Source organism: Enterobacter sp. RHBSTW-01064 (assembly GCF_014103035.1).
In the GTDB taxonomy this organism is placed as follows: Bacteria; Pseudomonadota; Gammaproteobacteria; order Enterobacterales; family Enterobacteriaceae; genus Enterobacter; species Enterobacter mori.
Genome location: NZ_JABXOU010000001.1, coordinates 86,963 through 105,622, shown reverse-complemented (window position 1 = coordinate 105,622; position 18,660 = coordinate 86,963). Strand labels below are relative to the sequence as shown.

Below are 18,660 nucleotides of genomic sequence, written 5' to 3'. Positions count from 1 at the left end.
TTTATAAAAGTCGCCGCGCTGGATAGAATTACCCCATCCACAGCGACCGGATACACCACTATGACCACCCGAGTCGATTACCAGATTGAAAAATATCTCCTTACCGAAGCCGCCGAGCCGGAACGCCTGACGCGCCAGTGGGCAGAGGTGCTGGAAGAGTGTCGTGAGCAAAAATCCGGTGCTGAGGAGCGCTTGCGCCTCGCGCTGCTAAATGTGGATTATGTGACCAGCTTCGAGCTTCCCTTCAGGCTTCTCCTCACCCGTGCGCCACAGCTGATAGACGGCGTCAGAAACGAGCTGCAGCTTAGTCAGAAAAATGTTCTGTTTAACGGCAAGCGCTTTGGCTGCGTCTATAGCCTTAAAAAGGATCTCAACGGAATACCTGACGAGTTTACCTATCAGCTGAAAACGCGGATCCAGCGCAGTGACGCGACAGGATGCAATGAAGTCCCTTACCGGCAAATCGCCCAGCAGGTGAAAGCGCCCCGCGAACGCCTCAAGCTGGCGCTGGAAAACGGGCTGTCCGTGACGGCGCTCGACGGGCTTTTCTGGTTTGGCATTCAGCGCATCGCGGCGGATGTGCAGAGGTTAAGGAAAATGGGCGTGAGAATTGTGACGTCGGAAACCGAGGTCTTCGATACGCTGACAAAGACCAGCCGACGGATCCCTGTTTATAGCCTTGCTCGCCCGGAATGAGTATTCGCCGCTGACCGGTCGACGGCATCAAACATGACGGAAAATTGCGGCCAGTTTTTTTACAGCGTCTTCTATTTCCCTCTCCGTGTAGGCAGCAAACCCCATCAAAAAACCGGTGGAGCCGGGGGGGCCTGCATATAAACCGGTAAGCCCTAATATATCAACGCCCGCACGGCGAGCGGCGGCGGCAATCTCTTTCTCAGATATACCGTGCTTCAGGAGACAAGGCATCTGCATTCCACCCGCTGGCGCTATGCACGCAACATAATCAGAAAGATACTCTTCCATCAGGCTAGCCAGTTTGTCGCGACGAGTAACATAAACGCTCCGCATCTTGCGAATGTAGGCACCAAAATGCCCACCTTCCAAAAATTTAGCCAGCGTCAATTGGGTTATTGAGGCTGTATGGCCATCCATTAATGTCCTGGCCATGGTAAGAGGCTCTGTCAGCTCTGAGGGAACGATCATGTAAGCAATACGTAACCCAGGGAACAGGGACTTAGTGAACGTGCCGATATAAATTGTCCGATGGTAAGCATCCAGCCCCTGAAGACAGGCCATTGGCTTTCCTTCGTAGTGAAACTCACTGTCATAGTCATCCTCAATGATCCAGGCCGAGTGACGATTTGCCCAGTCAATGACAGCCAGCCGTCGGTCAAGAGAGAGCGTCACCCCGGTAGGGTACTGATGAGACGGCGTAAGGTAGATAGCTCTGGCAGGCTCGGTCAGCGAATTAAGACCGTCAACCGAGATGCCTTTTTCATCAAGAGGAACCGGAATACAGCGAAGTCCTGCAGCGTTGAACGCTTTGTGTGCCCCCTGATAGGTGGGATCTTCAATGACAATGCAGTCCCCGGTGTCCATCAGCACGTGGGAACAGAGCGCAAGCGCCTGCTGAGAACTTGTCAGAATGATGACCTGTTCTGCACTCGCCCGTGTCCCGCGCTCAAGATTGACATATTCCGCGATTGCTCGCCGCAGGCGCTCCATACCCTGTGGTGGACTTTGCTCTAACGCCTGGTGCTGAAACTCCTTCAGGACCTGCCGCTGAAGACGTTCCCAGGTTGGAATGGGAAACATGCGGGTTTCAGGAATACCGGGTGCCAGCGGGCGGGGTGAGGAAAATTCGCGGATCCCGCCGCTTTCATAGATGACTTTTCCACGGGCGCTGAGTTTTGCTTTTCGTGTTTCAGCGGTTGGCTGGCGCAGTCGAGAGCGAGGTTTTAAAAACCGCGCGCTGGAAGAGACAAAGCTTCCTCGGCCTGTTTGCCGCTCAATAAAACCTTCCGCATGCAGGCTGGAATAGGCTGCTTCAATCGTATCCCGGGAAACACTCAGTGAGATAGCCAGCGCACGTGAAGCAGGAAGGGCCTTACCTTTAGATAAGATCCCTTCCAGTATCAGTGTCCGTATCGCTCTCTGGATCCTATCGTGAAGCGGTAGCGAACCGTTTGCAGGATCGATGATCCATGCTTTAACCGTTTCAAGCTGCGCGTGCTTAAACATTACGTTGTCCACTTTTCCTCTGTGTCTCTTGATTCTAAAGCAATATTGCGGACAGCAGGATGAAAAATTGGTCTGCCTTTATGGCAAAAATTGGCGGGGAAAAACGTGCCATTCAGCAAATACACTCTTCCTGAAACAAATACGGATAAGGAAAGAGGCAATATGAACAATATGAGCGTGACGGTTGAGGCAGTTAAAGAACGTGATTTTGAAAGCTGGATGCCACTGTGGGGTAAATACCAGGAATTTTATAATGTCGACCTCTCAGGGGCCGTCACTCAACGAACCTGGCAACGATTTTTCAGCCCCGTAGAACCGCTATTCTGCGTGGTGGCGCGATGTGATGGAGACGTAGTGGGTTTTGCGCATTATCTTTTTCACCGTTCGACCTGGGCTGAGAGCGATTACTGCTACCTCGAAGATTTATATGTCTGTGAGACCATCAGAGGCAAACACGTTGGCAAACAGTTAATAGAATATGTTCAGAAAGAAGCAAGGAAACATCATGCCGCCCATCTTTACTGGCATACGCATGAAGCTAATTATCGCGGGCAACGTTTGTACGACTGGATTGCGAAAAAAAGCGGGATGATTGAGTATCGTATGCACGTGAGATAAATCCCTTAGCTGACGTGATGCCCCTTAAATCTATACGGGGCATTTTTCAGGGGAAACCCAACATGTTCTTATGATTTCGCCTGTAAAAGTATCTCCATCAGTCCCGGAAAGCGGGCATCCAGATCCTCTCTTCGCAATGAAATCATATTTTCCCGCCCCTGCGGGCGCTGCCAGATAACGCCGCTGTCGCGCAGTACGCGCCAGTGGTGCGTCATGGTGGATTTCACTACATCCTCCGGGCGTAGCGCATTGCAACTCAGTTCACTGCCGTCGGCCAGCCTGCGAATTATCGAGAGGCGCAACGGGTTACCGAGGGCGAACAGCACGTTTTCCAGGAGTATTTGTTCAGGTTCGGGGTGGTTTGGGATCATGGTTTTCCTGCGTGAAATGTCAGATTGAGCTATATCAACAATAGGTCAATCGTTAAAAAATAGTTCGATAATACTCGTACAATAGGACTATTATAGCAAACGAACGAATATACGACCATCCCGGTCGTCACACTACAGTCTTGAAGACTTAAGGAAATATCATGCCCCGACCCATCCCCCTCGAACGTTATCGCAACATCGGTATCTCCGCGCATATCGATGCCGGTAAAACAACCACCACTGAGCGCATCCTGTTTTATACCGGGATGAGCCACAAGCTGGGTGAAGTACACGATGGCGCGGCAACCACCGACTGGATGGCGCAGGAGCAAGAGCGCGGTATCACCATTACCTCCGCGGCGGTCAGCTGCTTCTGGCCGGGTATGGACCGGGGGTTTGAGCCGCACCGGATCAACATCATCGACACTCCGGGGCACGTGGATTTCACCATAGAGGTGGAACGTTCCATGCGCGTACTCGACGGTGCCGTGATGGTGTATGACTCCGTGGGCGGCGTGCAGCCGCAGTCGGAAACCGTCTGGCGTCAGGCGAACAAATACAAGGTTCCACGCATTGCGTTCGTCAACAAAATGGATCGTCCGGGCGCCGATTTCTTCCGCGTCGTGCGGATGATGCAGGAACGCCTGAAGGCCAATCCGGTGCCGATTGTGATCCCGGTTGGCGCAGAAGACCATTTCAGCGGCGTGGTGGATCTCATCAAGATGCGCACCATTCTGTGGGACGATGCCACTCAGGGCATGGCGTTTAGCTATGCGCCGGTCCCTGACGATCTGCTCGGTACCGCGCAAGAGTGGCGCGAAAAAATGGTCTCTGCGGCGGCGGAAGCAAGCGATGAGCTGATGGATAAGTACCTGGAAACGGGCAATCTTGATGAAGCTGAAATCATCAAGGGGTTGCGTATTCGCACCATTGCCGGTGAAATCCAGCCGATGCTGTGTGGCAGCGCCTTCAAAAACAAAGGCGTGCAGCGCATGCTGGATGCCGTGATCGAACTGATGCCGTCGCCGCTGGACGTCCCCGCCATTGATGGCGTGGATGAAAAAGGGCAGCACGCGGAACGTCATCCGAGTGATGACGAACCGTTCTCGGCGCTGGCATTCAAACTGATGAGCGACCCGTACGTCGGGCAGTTGACGTTTATCCGCGTGTACTCCGGCGTGCTGCGCAAAGGCGACGCGGTGTATAACCCGGTAAAAGGGAAGAAAGAGCGCATCGGGCGTATCGTGCTGATGCATGCCAACGATCGCCACGAGGTGGACGAACTGCGCGCGGGCGATATCGCGGCCTGCGTGGGTCTGAAAGATGTCACGACCGGTGACACGCTGACCGACCCTAATGCGGTCATTACGCTTGAACGTATGGAGTTCCCGGACCCGGTAATTTCTCTGGCGATCGAGCCGAAAACCAAGGCCGACCAGGAGAAAATGGGTATCGCGCTGCAGCGTCTGGCGGCGGAAGATCCGTCGTTCCGTCTCCACACCGACGAGGAGTCTGGCCAGACGATTATCTCCGGGATGGGCGAGCTTCATCTGGAAATCATCGTCGACCGCATGAAGCGTGAGTTTGGCGTGGAGGCAAATATTGGTCGTCCACAGGTAACGTACCGTGAAACCCTGCGTAAAGCGGTGAAGGACATCGAAGGCAAATTTGTCCGTCAGTCCGGCGGTAAAGGGCAGTACGGCCATGTGGTGCTCAGCCTTGAACCGTTAGAGCCGGGCAGCGGCTTCAAATTTGAAGATGCCACCAAGGGCGGCGTGGTGCCGCGCGAGTATATTCCTTCCGTTGAGAAAGGACTGCGTGAGGCCATGAACTCTGGGGTGCTGGCGGGATATCCGGTTGTGGATGTGAAAGCCACCCTGACGTTTGGTTCGTATCACGACGTCGACTCCTCGGAGATGGCCTTCCGCATGGCGGCGATCCTGGGCTTCAAAGAGGGCGCGCGTAAAGCGGATCCGGTCATCCTGGAGCCCGTGATGCACGTGGAGGTGGAAACACCGGAAGAGTACGCCGGTAACATCATGGGCGATCTCTCTTCCCGTCGCGGCATGGTGCAGGGGATGGCAGAGCAGTACGGCAGCCAGATTATTCGTGCTGACGTGCCGCTGGCAGAGATGTTTGGCTATGCCACCACACTGCGTTCGATGTCCCAGGGGCGCGCGACGTACACGATGGAGTTCCATCATTTTGCGGAAGCCCCGCGGAATGTTGCGGATGAGATTATTTCACGGCGTGCGAAGTAGTTAGGTCATGTCACATGGTAGTCGTCAGACTACCATGTGCTTTTACGACCTAAGAGATCTCTAAATATCAGCACACTGGCTTTTCATCGATTGAGTCATTTTGTAGCAGTAACGTTTCTTGAAAATTCTACCCTGGAGACTGACTGTACTTTCCAGGCTCCATTTTCTTTGACCATGCAGTCAATGACGATGTGCTCCTGCTTTTTTCCAAATGCGATATATACATTTACGCATACAGGATCTGTGTCACCTGCAATTGCGGCTACATTGCTGGGCCAGTCATCGCCAATATCCTGCGCTTTTAAAAAAATATCCGCGTCATAAAAGTCATCATCAGCGTAGTTAGGATCCTGAGCATGACGCAGTTTTTTCATTGTGGATGTAGTGACAAATTTATCGATCTCGCGGCTGTCAGTTATTGGAAAGGCATCCTTGCTAATTTGATTAACATACCATTTATTGAAATTAACAGCCTGTTGAACGGGATCGTTCTGGTGCGCCAACGCTGAGCAGGAGCCCAGAAGTAAAATAAATAAGGCTTTTTTCATATTAGTTGTGCCTGTAAATAGTTATTTTGGGTTGGAGCTTTCGATATGTTGGCCCAGGATAGAGGCTGTTTTGGCTTCCCTTTTATTCCATGACATAGATATTTCCTTAGTGTGAGCATTGCTAATGCAACAACTGCAGAAATATCCTCCGTTTGACTTCGCCGTGGTAAACATAAAATGCCATGGAAAATATTTATATTTCAGTAAGATATGATTTGCGAAATCAATCCAACGCTTTCACTATCTTCCCACTCGCCACAAACGTCCCGGCACCAAGATGATGTAGGGTATTCAGCTTATCCCCGTCAAACTGCCAGCGTCCGGCGACAAACGCGCGTTCGTCGGCTGCCGCTGAAACCACTTCACCAAACAGGGTGTCATATTTTTCTGCCGCAGAAGTTACAGGTAATAACCGGCACTCCATCCACGCCAGACATTTCTCTTCAATAACCGGCAGGCCAAGTTCAGGACCGTTAACGACCGGGATCCCATAGCAGTTGAATTTGTCTTCATCGCGCCCGCTGACGCTACCGACCGCGTATGTCCAGTTGGCCGCTGCCACGCCGGGGATGACGATGCCAAATTTCCCGCTGCGCTCAATCAGCTCACGTGACCAGGTACTTTTATCCACGACGATCGCGATGCGCGGCGGTTCAAACTCAACGGGCATTGACCATGCGGCGGCCATCACGTTGCGTCTGTCGAGGCTTTCATCCCGACTGGTGATAAGCACAGTCGGACCGTGGTTCAGCAGACGGCTGGCATGACGTAATTCAACAGGGCGAAAGTGATTCATAGAGGCTCCTTATTTACTTTGATGAGTATGACGAAAAAGCACGTAAATCAAAGTGGGCGCATAAAATTAGTTTATAAACAAAACATCGCAATCAAAGGAAACTGATTAATGTCCCCATTTCTGACCGCCTATTTCGCTCGCATCGGCTGGACGCAACCAACCGCTGTTGATATCGACACGCTGCGCGCGCTGCATTTACACCACAACTGTGCGATCCCTTTTGAAAATATTGATGTCGTTCTGCCGCGAGAGATCCACCTTGAGGATCAGAATCTGGTCGACAAGCTGGTCTCCGCTCGCCGCGGAGGCTATTGCTTTGAGCAAAACGGCCTGTTCGAACGCGTATTGCGTGAGGTCGGGTTTACGGTACGCAGCGTGCTGGGGCGCGTCGTTCTGGCAAATCCGTCGCAAATGCCGCCGCGCACGCATCGCCTGCTGCTGGTGGAGCTTAACGGTGAACGTTGGATTGCCGACGTAGGGTTTGGCGGCCAGACGTTGACGGCGCCGATTCGTTTGATTGCCAATGAAGAACAAGAGACGCCGCACGGGCTGTATCGTCTGCTGAGTGAGGGTAACGACTGGGTGCTGCAGTTCCGCCACCACGAGCACTGGCAGTCGATGTATCATTTTGACCTGACGACGCAGTATTTCAGTGATTACGTGATGGGGAATTTCTGGTCGGCGCACTGGCCGCAGTCGCATTTCCGTCACCATCTGCTGATGTGTCGTCATCTGCCGGATGGCGGCAAGCTGACGCTAACTAACTTCAACTTTACCCACTGGCAAAATGGCCATGTGGAGGAGCAGATCCATTTGCCGGACGCTGAAGCGCTTTACCGACTGATGCAGGAACGCTTTGGACTGGGCGTTGACGATACAAAACACGGATTTTCACTGGCTGAGCTGTCGGCCGTGATGGCGGGCTTTGATACGCATCCTCAGGCCGGAAAATAGCCCGGTGGCGGCTACACCTTACCGGGCCAGGAGGAAGCTGAACGTAGGTCGGGTAAGGCGTAGCCGCGACCCGACAAAATCAACGACGCGATCTCACCACCTGATACCGACGGGTAAAATACTCAAACGGCGCGCTCCATACGTGCACCAGACGGGTGAACGGGAAGATCAGGAAGATCGTCATCCCCAGCACCAGATGAACGCGGAAGATCGGCGCCACGCCGCTCAGCATTTCTGATGAGCCTCCCTTAAAGGTCACGATCCCCTGCGCCCAGCCGACCAGCTTCATCATCTCACTCCCGTCAGGATACTGTGCGGAGAAGGGGATGGTGGTCAGGCCCAGAATGCACTGGATCAGCAAAATACTCATGATGATGATATCCGGCGTGGTGGACGTGGCGCGCACGCGCTGATTGAACAGGCGGCGGTAAAGCAGCATAGAACCGCCAATCAGCGTCAATACGCCACAAACCCCACCCGCCATCATGGCCAGCTGCTGTTTAACCGCGACGGGTAAAAACCAGGCGTACATCCAGTGCGGGGTTAACATGCCGAACAGGTGTCCGAAGAAAATTCCCAGGATCCCGATATGAAACAGGTTCGAGCCCCAGTTCATGCCGCGTTTGCTGAGCATCTGGCTCGACGAGGCGCGCCAGGTGTACTGCCCGTAGTCGTAGCGCAACCAACTGCCGAGGAAAAAGACGGTGGCGCAGATGTAGGGGTAAATGTCATAGAAAAACACGTTCAGGTAATGTGTCATTTTGGGCCTCCGGCGCTGACGTCCACGTACTGCGGCGCGACGTCCTGGCTAAAGCGTCGTTGATATTGCTGCATCGGCGAGCTGTCGCACGATGTGGCGTTGTCTTCGATAAACTTGACCTGTTCCTCTTCCCAGACGGCGTCCAGCGCCTGGCGGGAATCATCCCGTTTTTCACTGGACACCTGTGTCGCCACGCTGTCGCTGGAAAGCCGCGTTTCCGCCAGCGCCAGCAGGGCATCAAACAGCTGGTAATGCGCCACGCCGCGCTGCTTCAGACGTCCACCAATCAGCGCCAGGATCGGCGCGACGTTTTGTAATCCTTCGCGCGCTTCATCGTCGGTGACGATGCTGAGGTATTCCAGGTAGAGCGGCAGATAGTCCGGCAGCTCACGACAGTCGAGCTGTAGCCCGGCTTTCTCGTACTGGCTCATCAGGTCGACCATCGCCTGACCGCGATCGCGGGACTCCGCGTGAACGTGCTCGAACAGGAGCAGCGAAGTTGCGCGACCGCGCTCAAAAACCTCGCACCACTCGGCCTGTTTATCCAGCAGCGGGGCGTTCAGATGCTGCCGGGTAAACGGCAGCAGCGCGGGCGCGTCCTGCTCAATCAACGAAAACGCTTCATCACGGCTATCCCACAGGGTTTCATCGGGATATTCGATCAGCAGCGCGATGATCTTGAGGATCTGCATTATTCTCCCTCCCCATGTTCGCGCACCTCGGTGATGTTAATCGCGTCAATGCGGCTGCTGTTGAAGAGGTTGAATTTGGTGTCGGAGCCGTGGCAGCCGTCGCCAAAGGTGAAGCCGCAGCCGTTTTTCTCCGGGAAAGCGTCGCGCGCCATTTCGCGGTGGCTGGTCGGGATCACGAAGCGATCTTCGTAATTGGCAATGGCCAGATAACGATACATCTCTTCAACCTGCGCTTCGGTCAGGCCCACTTCTTCAATGGCGCGGGTATCGGTCACGCCTTCCACGGTCTGGGAACGCTTGTAGTGGCGCATCGCCATCATGCGTTTCAGGGCGCGCAGCACCGGCCCGGTATCGCCCGCGCTGAGCATGTTTGCCAGATACTGCACCGGAATGCGCAGGCTCTCTACGGCAGGCAGGACGCCGTCGCTCTGCGGCAGGCCACCGGCGTCCGCGTAGGACTGAATCGGCGACAGCGGCGGCACGTACCAGACCATCGGCAGGGTGCGGTACTCCGGATGTAGCGGCAGGGCCAGCTTCCAGTCCATCGCCATTTTGTAGACCGGTGAACGCTGGGCTGCGTCAATCACGTTCTGCGGAATACCCTGTTTCAGCGCTTCTTCAATCACCGCCGGGTCGTTCGGGTTCAAGAACACGTCGCACTGGCGCTCGTACAGATCGGTTTCATGCTCGGTGCTGGCCGCCTCTTCAATGCGGTCCGCGTCATACAGCAGCACGCCGAGGTAGCGGATGCGCCCGACGCAGGTTTCCGAGCAGACGGTCGGCTGGCCGGATTCAATGCGCGGATAGCAGAAGATGCATTTTTCTGATTTGCCGCTTTTCCAGTTGAAGTAGATTTTCTTGTACGGACAGCCGCTGATGCACAGACGCCAGCCGCGGCATTTGTCCTGGTCGATCAGCACGATGCCGTCCTCTTCACGCTTGTAAATCGCGCCGCTCGGGCAGGTCGCGGCACAGCTGGGGTTCAGGCAGTGCTCGCACAGGCGCGGCAGGTACATCATGAAGGTGTTTTCAAACTGGCCGTACATCTCTTTCTGGATCTTCTGGAAGTTGCGGTCGCGGGCGCGTTTTTCGAACTCGCCGCCCAGCAGCTCTTCCCAGTTGGGCCCCCAGACGATTTTGTCCATCCGCTTGCCGTCAATCAGCGAGCGCGGACGGGCGGTAGGGAGGTGATCGCCCTCCGGGGCGCGGTGGAGATCCTGATAGTCAAAGGTAAAGGGCTCGTAATAATCGTCAATCTGCGGCAGGACGGGGTTAGCGAAAATCTTCGACAACACGCCCATTTTGCCGCCGAGGCGCGGCGTTAGCTTGCCGGTAATGCCGCGGATCCAGCCGCCTTGCCACTCCTCCTGATCTTCCCAGTTTTTCGGGTAGCCGATCCCCGGTTTGGTTTCGACGTTGTTGAACCACGCATATTCCATGCCTTCACGCCCGGTCCAGACGTTCTTACAGGTGACCGAGCAGGTGTGGCAGCCAATGCATTTATCGAGGTTCAGAACCATGCCAACCTGTGAGCGTATTTTCATTTTTTCGCCTCCTGTACCTGATCCCGACCTTCGCCATCCAGCCAGTTAATGTTTTTCATTTTGCGGATCATGATGAACTCGTCGCGGTTGGAGCCGACGGTGCCGTAATAGTTGAAGCTGTACGCCAGCTGCGCGTAACCGCCGATCATGTGCGTCGGTTTAGGGCAAACGCGGGTCACCGAGTTGTGGATCCCGCCGCGCCGTCCGGTCACCTCTGAACCCGGAATGTTCAGGATGCGCTCCTGGGCGTGATACATCATGGTCATGCCCGGCGGCACGCGCTGACTGACCACCGCGCGGGCGGTGAGGGCGCCGTTGGCGTTGAAGGCTTCGATCCAGTCGTTGTCCTCAATGCCCAGTTCGCGGGCGTCGGTTTCGCTGATCCAGACAATCGGCCCGCCGCGCGACAGGGTTTGCATCAGCAGGTTTTCGCTGTAGGTGGAGTGGATTCCCCATTTCTGGTGCGGCGTCAGGAAGTTCAGCGCTTTTTCCGGGAAGCCGTTCGGCGGGATCTCGCGCATATGGGTAACGCTTCGGGTATCAATCGGCGGACGGTAGGCCACCAGACTCTCTCCGAAGGCGCGCATCCACGCGTGGTCCTGATAAAGCTGCTGACGACCGGAAAGGGTACGCCACGGGATCAGCTCGTGCACATTGGTGTAGCCCGCATTGTAGGAGACATGCTCGCTCTCAAGTCCGGACCAGGTCGGGCTGGAGATGATTTTGCGCGGCTGCGCCTGGATATCGCGGAAGCGGATCTTCTCGTCTTCTTTGTTCAGCGCCAGATGGGTGTGATCGCGCCCGGTCAGTTCGCCGAGCGCTTCCCAGGCTTTCACCGCCACCTGACCGTTGGTTTCCGGTGCCAGAGCGAGGATCACCTCGGAGGCGTCAATAGCGGTTTCAATGCGCGGGCGGCCTTTCGCCGGGCCGTCGAGCTTGACGTAGTTCAGTTTGCCGAGGAAATCGACCTCGTTCTGCGTGTTCCACGATATGCCTTTTCCGCCGTTGCCGAGCTTATCCATTAGCGGACCGAGAGAGGTGAAGCGTTCGTAGGTTTCCGGGTAGTTACGCTCGACGACCGCAATGTTCGGCGCGGTTTTGCCTGGGATCAGATCGCATTCGCCTTTGCGCCAGTCCTGAATATCAAACGGCTGCGACAGCTCCGCCGGGGAGTCGTGCTGTAACGGCTGCAGCACCACGTCGGTTTCGGTGCCCAGATGCCCGACGCAGACCTCGGAGAAGACTTTGGCGATGCCTTTGTAGATCTCCCAGTCGCTGCGGGACTCCCACGCCGGGTCGACGGCGGCCGAGAGCGGATGAATAAACGGATGCATATCCGAAGTATTCATGTCGTCTTTTTCATACCAGGTGGCGGTGGGTAGAACGATGTCCGAGAACAGACAGGTGCTGGACATGCGGAAGTCAAGCGTGACCAGCAGGTCGAGCTTGCCCTCGATGGCGGCGGTCTGCCACTCCACCTCTTCGGGCTTCACGTCATCGGTAGAGCCGAGATCCTCGCCCTGAATGCCGCTCTCGGTGCCGAGCAGGTATTTCAGCATGTACTCGTGGCCTTTCCCGGACGAGCCGAGCAGGTTAGAGCGCCAGACGAACAGGTTGCGGGGATGGTTCTTACCGTTGTCGGGCTGCTCACAGGCGAAACGCACGTCACCGGATTTGAGCCCCTGTACGGTGTACTCCTGCGGCGTCATGCCCGCCGCCTCCGCGCGGGCTTTAATGTGCAGCGGGTTAAGGTTGAGCTGCGGGGCCGACGGCAGCCAGCCCATACGCTCCGCGCGGACGTTGAAGTCGATCAGGTGGCCGGTGAATTTCGAGGCGTCCGCCAGCGGAGAGAGCAGCTCCTGCGCGGTCAGCTTCTCGTAGCGCCACTGGCTGGCGTGGTTGTAAAAGAATGACGTGCTGTTCATCTGGCGCGGCGGACGGTTCCAGTCCAGCGCGAAGGCCAGCGGCAGCCAGCCGGTTTGTGGGCGCAGCTTCTCCTGGCCGACATAGTGTGACCAGCCGCCGCCGCTCTGCCCGACGCAGCCGCAGAAGACCAGCATGTTGATCATCCCCCGGTAGTTCATGTCCATGTGGTACCAGTGGTTCACCCCGGCACCCAGAATGATCATTGAGCGACCGTGCGTTTTGTGCGCCGTATCGGCAAACTCGCGGGCGATTTTTTCTATCAGATAAGCGGGTACGCCGGTAATCTGCTCGCCCCAGGCCGGGGTGTAGGCTTTGATTTCACCGTAGTGTGCTGCTGCGTTGTTGTCTTCCAGACCGCGATCGAGACCGTAGTTAGCCAGCACCAGATCGTAAACGCTGACCACCCGTTTCTCGCTGCCGTCGGCGAGCGTCAGGGTTTTGCTCGGCACGCGGCGCGTCAGCACCGGCTCCTGCTTCACGCTGCGGAAATGCGGGTTTTCGTTGCCGCCAAAGTAGGGGAAGGCGACGTCGGCAACGCTGTCGTGGGTAACGAGCAAAGAAAGCGTCAGTTCGGTTTCGTGGCCCGCAGCCTGCGGCTCCAGGTTCCATTTGCCTTTTTCTCCCCAGCGGAAACCAATCGATCCGTTAGGCACCACCAGGTTCCCGGCAATGTCAAAGGCGACGGTCTTCCATTCAGGGTTATTGGCTTCACCCAGCCCGTCGACAAGGTCCGAGGCGCGCAGCATGCGTCCCGGCACCACGCGACCGTCTTCCTGCTCGTCGAGCAGCACCAGCATCGGCATGTCGGTATAGCGGCGACAATAGTTGAGGAAGTAGTCGCTGGGGTTATCGAGGTGGAACTCTTTGAGGATCACGTGGCCCATCGCCATGGCGAGGGCGCTGTCGGTGCCCTGTTTGGGGGCCAGCCACTGGTCGCTCAGCTTCGCGACCTCCGAGAAGTCCGGCGTGATGGCGACGGTTTTGGTGCCTTTGTAGCGCACCTCGGTGAAGAAGTGGGCATCTGGCGTGCGGGTCTGCGGCACGTTCGACCCCCAGGCGATGATATAGCTGGAGTTATACCAGTCGGCGGACTCCGGCACGTCGGTCTGTTCGCCCCAGGTCATGGGAGAGGCGGGGGGAAGATCGCAGTACCAGTCATAGAAGCTCAGGCAGGTGCCGCCCAGCAGGGAAAGATAGCGCGTGCCGGCGGCGTAGGAGACCATCGACATCGCCGGGATAGGGGAGAAACCCGCCACGCGGTCCGGGCCGTAGTTTTTGATGGTCCAGACGTTGGCGGCGGCGATCAGCTGGTTTAGCTCTTTCCAGTTCGAGCGGATAAATCCGCCGTGTCCGCGCGCCTGCCGGTAGCTCTGCGCCTTTTGCGGATCGCTCTGGATGGCGTCCCAGGCCAGCACCGGATCGGCATGCTGCGCCAGCGCCTCGCGCCAGAGCTCAATTAACTTGCGGCGCACCAGCGGGTATTTGAGGCGGTTGGCGCTGTAGAGATACCAGGAGTAGCTCGCCCCGCGCGGACAGCCGCGCGGCTCGTGGTTGGGCAGGTCAGGGTGGGTGCGCGGATAGTCGGTCTGCTGGGTTTCCCAGGTCACCAGGCCGTTTTTGACGTAAATCTTCCAGCTGCAGGAGCCGGTACAGTTTACGCCGTGGGTGGAGCGCACAATCTTGTCGAACTGCCAGCGCTGACGGTAGCTGTCCTCCCAGTCGCGGTTGGTGTGGTATACCTGCCCGTGCCCGTTGGCGAAGCTGTCCCCCTTTGTTTTGAAATAACGAAAGCGATCCAACAGTTTGCTCATGACATTTCTCCTGCTTCGGACGTGTAGTTATTCTTTTTTTGCGGATTTGCGGCCATACACCAGCCAGGTAACAAGCACGCAGACGATGTAAAACACGAGGAACACCTTCATGGCGCCGACCGGCGATCCGGTCATCGCCAGCGAGGTGCCAAAGGCTTTGGGAATGAAGAACCCGCCAACGGCGCCGATAGCGGAGATAAAGCCCAGCGCGGCGGCGGTCTCCGTCACCGCTTCGTGCTGCGCCTGCTCGTCCGTGCCGCCCTGCTTTTTGACGCGGTCGAGAGTGATTTGGCGGAAAATAATCGCGATCATCTGGAAGGTGGATCCGCTGCCCAGTCCGGCGGTGAGGAACAGTCCCATAAAGACCAGATAGAACGCGACAAAGCTGCCGGAGCCGGAGCCGGGCAGCGTCAGGAAGATCAGGGCGCTAAAGACGGCCATAAAGACGAAGTTAATCAGCGTGACCCGCACGCCGCCCAGTTTGTCAGAGATCATCCCGCCCGCTGAACGGGCCAGCGCACCGATAAGTGGGCCAAAGAAGGCGAGGTGCAGGATGTTGACGTCCGGAAACTGAGTTTTTGACAGCATGGCAAAACCCGCCGAGAAGCCGATAAACGAGCCGAAGGTCGCCAGATAGAGCAGGCTCAGCAGCCAGAGGTGAAAGCGCTTCAGCACCGGGAGCTGGCTGGCAATAGAAGCCTTAGAGCTGGCAATATCGTTCATGCCAAAAAAAGCCGCAAGGGTTGCCAGCAGCAGCAGCGGCGCCCAGATCCATGCTGCATTGGCCAGCCATATCGTCGAGCCATCTTCCTGCGGCACGCCGTGCACGCCGAGGAAAGTGAACATCGGCAGAAATATCACCAAGGGTGCGACCAGCTGCATCACGCTGACGCCCAGGTTGCCGAGCCCGCCGTTAATGCCGAGCGCGCTGCCCTGTTTTGCCTTGGGGAAGAAGAAGCTGATGTTGCCCATGCTGGAGGCAAAGTTGGCACCAGCAAAGCCGCAGAGCAGGGCAATCACGATAAAGACCCAGTAAGGCGTCGCGGTGGTCTGAATGGCAATTCCCAGCCAGACGCAGGGAATAATCAGGATGACGGTACTCAATACCGTCCAGTATCGTCCGCCAAATATGGGTACCATAAACGAATAGGGGACGCGCAATATCGCGCCGGAGAGAGAAGGTAATGCCGTTAGCATAAAAAGTTGATCGGTGGTGAAATTAAATCCGACTTTATTGAGATTGACCGCGATAGCGCTAAACAGCATCCATACGCAAAAGGCCAGCAGTAAACATGCCACCGAGATCCACAGATTTCTTTGCGCGATATGTTTGCCTTTATTCTCCCAAAATTGCGCGTTTTCAGGTTTCCAGTTACTTAAAAGATGCGGGTTACTCTTTTCACTTTGTGGTGACATATCGCCCTCTTGCTTGCCATAATGGAGAGAAAAACGAAGTGAAAACAAAAAGATAAATGAGAGTGGGGACTAGGGTTTATTGGATGTTTTGGGATACATCTGAAAGGATAGATAAAAAAGCGAACCCCTGAGATTAGAATGGGATTAAGGGGTCGCTTAATGTGTTACTAATTGTAAAATGCACGAGAATTAATACTCCGTAAGGGGTATTAAAACAATTCCAGCGTAATGAGTTTATCGAGATGCTTATTAAAGGCCGCGTCGTCCATCTCCGGCATATTTAATATGTAAATGCCGTCCAGCCCGCACACCAGCCCTATCAAACGCCAGGCAATATTTTCTGCACGATCAGTCAGCGTAAATTCGCTGGCGTTCGCCCCGGCACGAATAATGGCAACGGTCTCCTGGTGCCACATCTCCATTGTCAGTACGTAAGCGCCTTTTATTTCGGCATCCCGAATGGCCAGAATTTGGGCTTCACGCCACAGACGAATGTAGGGTTCAAACCTGCCGTCATCGCTGCCGAGCATGGCATGCAGCCGCTCGCGCCAGCTGGCGTTTTCGTCCAACGCGTCGGCATCCAGCAGCTCGCGGATCAGGCGAACAAAGGCCAGCGACTTTAGCTCTCCCCCGGAGGTAAAGTGGTGGTGAACCTGTCCTGTCGCCACGCTGGCTTCAGCGGCAATACGGCGCACAGTCATGGCCGCCAGTCCTTCGGCGAGGGCCACGCGCATGGCGGCCTGTAGGATGGCTTCACGCCGCTCGTCCTTGCTCAGATAACGCATGTTTTTCTCACTCTCAATGGGGGCGAAACGAGTGTAACAAAAAGCTGGACATGCGTTCAACTTTACGTAGGATCGCATCCTGGACATGTGTCCATGTTTTAAAAGAAAAGGAAATTTATGTTTCGTCAGTGGTTAGCGTTAGTGATTATCGTGCTGGTGTATATCCCGGTGGCGATCGACGCGACGGTGCTGCACGTGGCGGCGCCAACATTGAGCATGACGCTGGGCGCGAGCGGCAATGAATTGCTGTGGATCATCGACATTTACTCGCTGGTGATGGCGGGAATGGTACTGCCGATGGGGGCGCTGGGTGACCGCATTGGTTTTAAACGATTGCTCATGATTGGCAGCACGCTGTTTGGCCTGTCGTCGCTGGCGGCGGCGTTTGCGCCTTCTGCGGGCTGGCTGATTGCGGCGCGCGCCTCGCTGGCAATAGGCGCAGCGATGATAATTCCGGCCACGCTTGCCGGGATCCGCACGCTGTTTGTCGACGCGAAGGATCGCAACATCGCGCTCGGCGTCTGGGCGGCCGTGGGATCCGGCGGGGCGGCGTTTGGTCCGCTGATTGGCGGTATGTTGCTGGAACACTTCTACTGGGGTTCAGTGTTTTTGATCAACGTGCCAATCGTGCTTATTGTTGTCACGCTTGCGGCGCGCTTTGTTCCCCGGCAGCAGGGGCGGCCTGAGCAGCCGTTGAACATTAGCCATGCGATCATGCTGATCGTGGCGATTTTACTGCTGGTCTACAGCGCTAAAACCGCGTTGAAAGGCGTGCTGTCGCCGTGGCTGGTGGCCTGTACGCTGCTGACTGGCGCGGTGATGCTGTTTATTTTCGTGCGCATTCAACTGCGCGCCCGCGTGCCGATGATCGACATGCGCCTGTTTTGCCACCGCATCATTTTAAGCGGCGTGGTGATGGCGATGACGGCGATGATCGCGCTGGTGGGGTTTGAACTGCTGATGGCCCAGGAGCTGCAGTTTGTTCATGGCTTTACGCCGTTTGAAGCGGGCATGTTTATGCTGCCGCTGATGGTGGCCAGCGGGTTTAGCGGCCCGATAGCGGGTGTACTGGTGGGACGTCTCGGTCTGCGTCTTATGGCTGCAGGGGGGATGGGGCTGAGCGCGGTCAGTTTTATCGGCCTGTCGATGCTGGATTTCAGCACTCAGCAGCTTCTGGCGTCTGCCCTGATGGTTCTGCTCGGCTTTAGCGCGGCCAGCGCGCTGCTGGCCTCGACCTCTGCGATTATGGCCGCTGCGCCAAAAGAGAAAGCGGCTGCCGCAGGGGCGATTGAAACCATGTCCTACGAGCTGGGCGCGGGGCTGGGGATCGCGATTTTCGGCCTGCTGTTGACCCGCAGCTTCTCGGCGTCGATTGAGCTGCCGCAGGGGCTGAACCCGTCGCTTGCAGATAAAGCCTCGTCATCTATCGGTGAAGCGGTGAAGGTGGCGCAGGATCTGGCACCGTCACTGGCGGAGTCGGTGATTGAGGCGGCGAAAACGGCGTTTATCACCTCCCACAGCGTAGCGCTCGGCAGCGCGGGAGCGATGCTGCTGATGCTGGCGACAGGGATTTGGTTTAGCCTGGCGAAGGTGCCGAAGCCGTAAAACCCGCCAGGTTTGTCCCCTCTCCCTGTGGGCTGAAGGTTCCCCACAAAATAATTCCTGCACGGACGCCCCCCTCTCCCTTGAGGGAGAGGGCTGGGGTGAGGGGGACATACGGCTCTGGTGGTCATTCCGTTCACTTTATGTTCCTTGCTACTCTGCAACGGCATGACCGGTGAACGTGCCAGGGTGGCTCAATCGCCACCAACCTGGCGACCCGGGCTCCCGGCGGTAAATCGCCGCTTCGCGGTGCCCTCGGCTTATTCCTTCCGGCTTATCGGGGACGGGCGGAGGCAACGTCCCTGTAAAGCCCGCCCTCTCGGCGCATCCCTGCGCCTCGCCCCGGCCTGCAGGAAACGCCTCAGCGATTTACA

General features: G+C 56.4%; 15 protein-coding genes. 5 read left to right on the top strand and 10 right to left on the bottom strand.

Annotated features, from left to right (window positions below; translation table 11 throughout):
• Positions 1 to 60: 60 nt before the first annotated feature.
• Positions 61 to 696, top strand: a complete 636-nt coding sequence (locus tag HV355_RS00460; RefSeq protein ID WP_108417384.1) for a helix-turn-helix domain-containing protein — start codon at positions 61 to 63, stop codon at positions 694 to 696.
• A gap of 27 nt (positions 697 to 723) precedes the next feature.
• Here HV355_RS00460 and HV355_RS00455 read toward each other — a convergent pair whose 3' ends face one another.
• Positions 724 to 2,202, bottom strand: a complete 1,479-nt coding sequence (locus HV355_RS00455; RefSeq protein ID WP_182400657.1) for a PLP-dependent aminotransferase family protein — start codon at positions 2,200 to 2,202, stop codon at positions 724 to 726.
• 162 nt (positions 2,203 to 2,364) lie between these two features.
• On the opposite strand from HV355_RS00455, the gene HV355_RS00450 reads away from it, so the two are divergent.
• Positions 2,365 to 2,820, top strand: a complete 456-nt coding sequence (locus HV355_RS00450; protein WP_182401205.1) for a GNAT family N-acetyltransferase — start codon at positions 2,365 to 2,367, stop codon at positions 2,818 to 2,820.
• Positions 2,821 to 2,888: 68 nt separating this feature from the next.
• On the opposite strand, the gene HV355_RS00445 is transcribed toward HV355_RS00450, so the two are convergent.
• Entirely contained in the window at positions 2,889 to 3,191 is a 303-nt protein-coding gene (locus HV355_RS00445; RefSeq protein WP_010426140.1) for a helix-turn-helix domain-containing protein, read from the bottom strand.
• A 161-nt stretch (positions 3,192 to 3,352) separates the two neighbouring features.
• Between HV355_RS00445 and fusA the strand changes: the two genes are divergently transcribed.
• A complete protein-coding gene (fusA, locus tag HV355_RS00440; protein ID WP_120158222.1) occupies positions 3,353 to 5,452 on the top strand; it encodes an elongation factor G in 2,100 nt (699 codons plus the stop codon).
• 95 nt (positions 5,453 to 5,547) lie between these two features.
• Here the strand turns inward: fusA and HV355_RS00435 are convergent, their stop codons facing one another.
• Positions 5,548 to 6,000 carry a DUF3828 domain-containing protein gene (locus HV355_RS00435; RefSeq protein WP_182400656.1) on the bottom strand — a complete coding sequence of 151 codons (453 nt, stop codon included), beginning with the start codon at positions 5,998 to 6,000 and terminating at the stop codon, positions 5,548 to 5,550.
• 223 nt (positions 6,001 to 6,223) lie between these two features.
• Positions 6,224 to 6,796, bottom strand: a complete 573-nt coding sequence (locus tag HV355_RS00430; RefSeq protein ID WP_010426134.1) for a flavin reductase family protein — start codon at positions 6,794 to 6,796, stop codon at positions 6,224 to 6,226.
• A gap of 108 nt (positions 6,797 to 6,904) precedes the next feature.
• Here HV355_RS00430 and nhoA point away from each other — a divergent pair, with 108 nt between their 5' ends.
• Positions 6,905 to 7,750: an N-hydroxyarylamine O-acetyltransferase gene (gene nhoA, locus HV355_RS00425; RefSeq protein ID WP_182400655.1), complete on the top strand. Its 846-nt coding sequence runs from the start codon at positions 6,905 to 6,907 to the stop codon at positions 7,748 to 7,750.
• Between the two features lie 79 nt (positions 7,751 to 7,829).
• Here the strand turns inward: nhoA and narI are convergent, their stop codons facing one another.
• The 6 genes from narI to HV355_RS00395 all read right to left on the bottom strand — a co-directional run bounded on the left by narI (position 7,830) and on the right by HV355_RS00395 (position 16,684).
• Positions 7,830 to 8,510 (bottom strand): respiratory nitrate reductase subunit gamma, encoded by a 681-nt coding sequence (narI, locus tag HV355_RS00420; protein WP_100166583.1) that lies wholly within the window; start codon positions 8,508 to 8,510, stop codon positions 7,830 to 7,832.
• A complete protein-coding gene (gene narW / locus HV355_RS00415; RefSeq protein WP_182400654.1) occupies positions 8,507 to 9,202 on the bottom strand; it encodes a nitrate reductase molybdenum cofactor assembly chaperone in 696 nt (231 codons plus the stop codon). Before narW ends, narI begins: the two co-directional genes overlap by 4 nt.
• Complete coding sequence (gene narH, locus HV355_RS00410) at positions 9,202 to 10,746, bottom strand: nitrate reductase subunit beta (protein ID WP_089600055.1); 1,545 nt, start codon at positions 10,744 to 10,746, stop codon at positions 9,202 to 9,204. The genes narW and narH overlap by 1 nt, the downstream gene beginning before the upstream one ends.
• Positions 10,743 to 14,483 (bottom strand): nitrate reductase subunit alpha, encoded by a 3,741-nt coding sequence (locus HV355_RS00405; protein ID WP_182400653.1) that lies wholly within the window; start codon positions 14,481 to 14,483, stop codon positions 10,743 to 10,745. Before HV355_RS00405 ends, narH begins: the two co-directional genes overlap by 4 nt.
• 27 nt (positions 14,484 to 14,510) lie before the next feature.
• A complete protein-coding gene (locus tag HV355_RS00400; RefSeq protein ID WP_010431432.1) occupies positions 14,511 to 15,899 on the bottom strand; it encodes a NarK family nitrate/nitrite MFS transporter in 1,389 nt (462 codons plus the stop codon).
• Between the two features lie 209 nt (positions 15,900 to 16,108).
• The gene (locus tag HV355_RS00395) at positions 16,109 to 16,684 is read right to left on the bottom strand and encodes a TetR family transcriptional regulator (protein ID WP_182400652.1); all 576 of its coding nucleotides are present in this window, start codon (positions 16,682 to 16,684) and stop codon (positions 16,109 to 16,111) included.
• A 117-nt stretch (positions 16,685 to 16,801) separates the two neighbouring features.
• Between HV355_RS00395 and HV355_RS00390 the strand changes: the two genes are divergently transcribed.
• Entirely contained in the window at positions 16,802 to 18,289 is a 1,488-nt protein-coding gene (locus tag HV355_RS00390) for an MFS transporter (protein ID WP_182400651.1), read from the top strand.
• Positions 18,290 to 18,660: the final 371 nt, after the last annotated feature.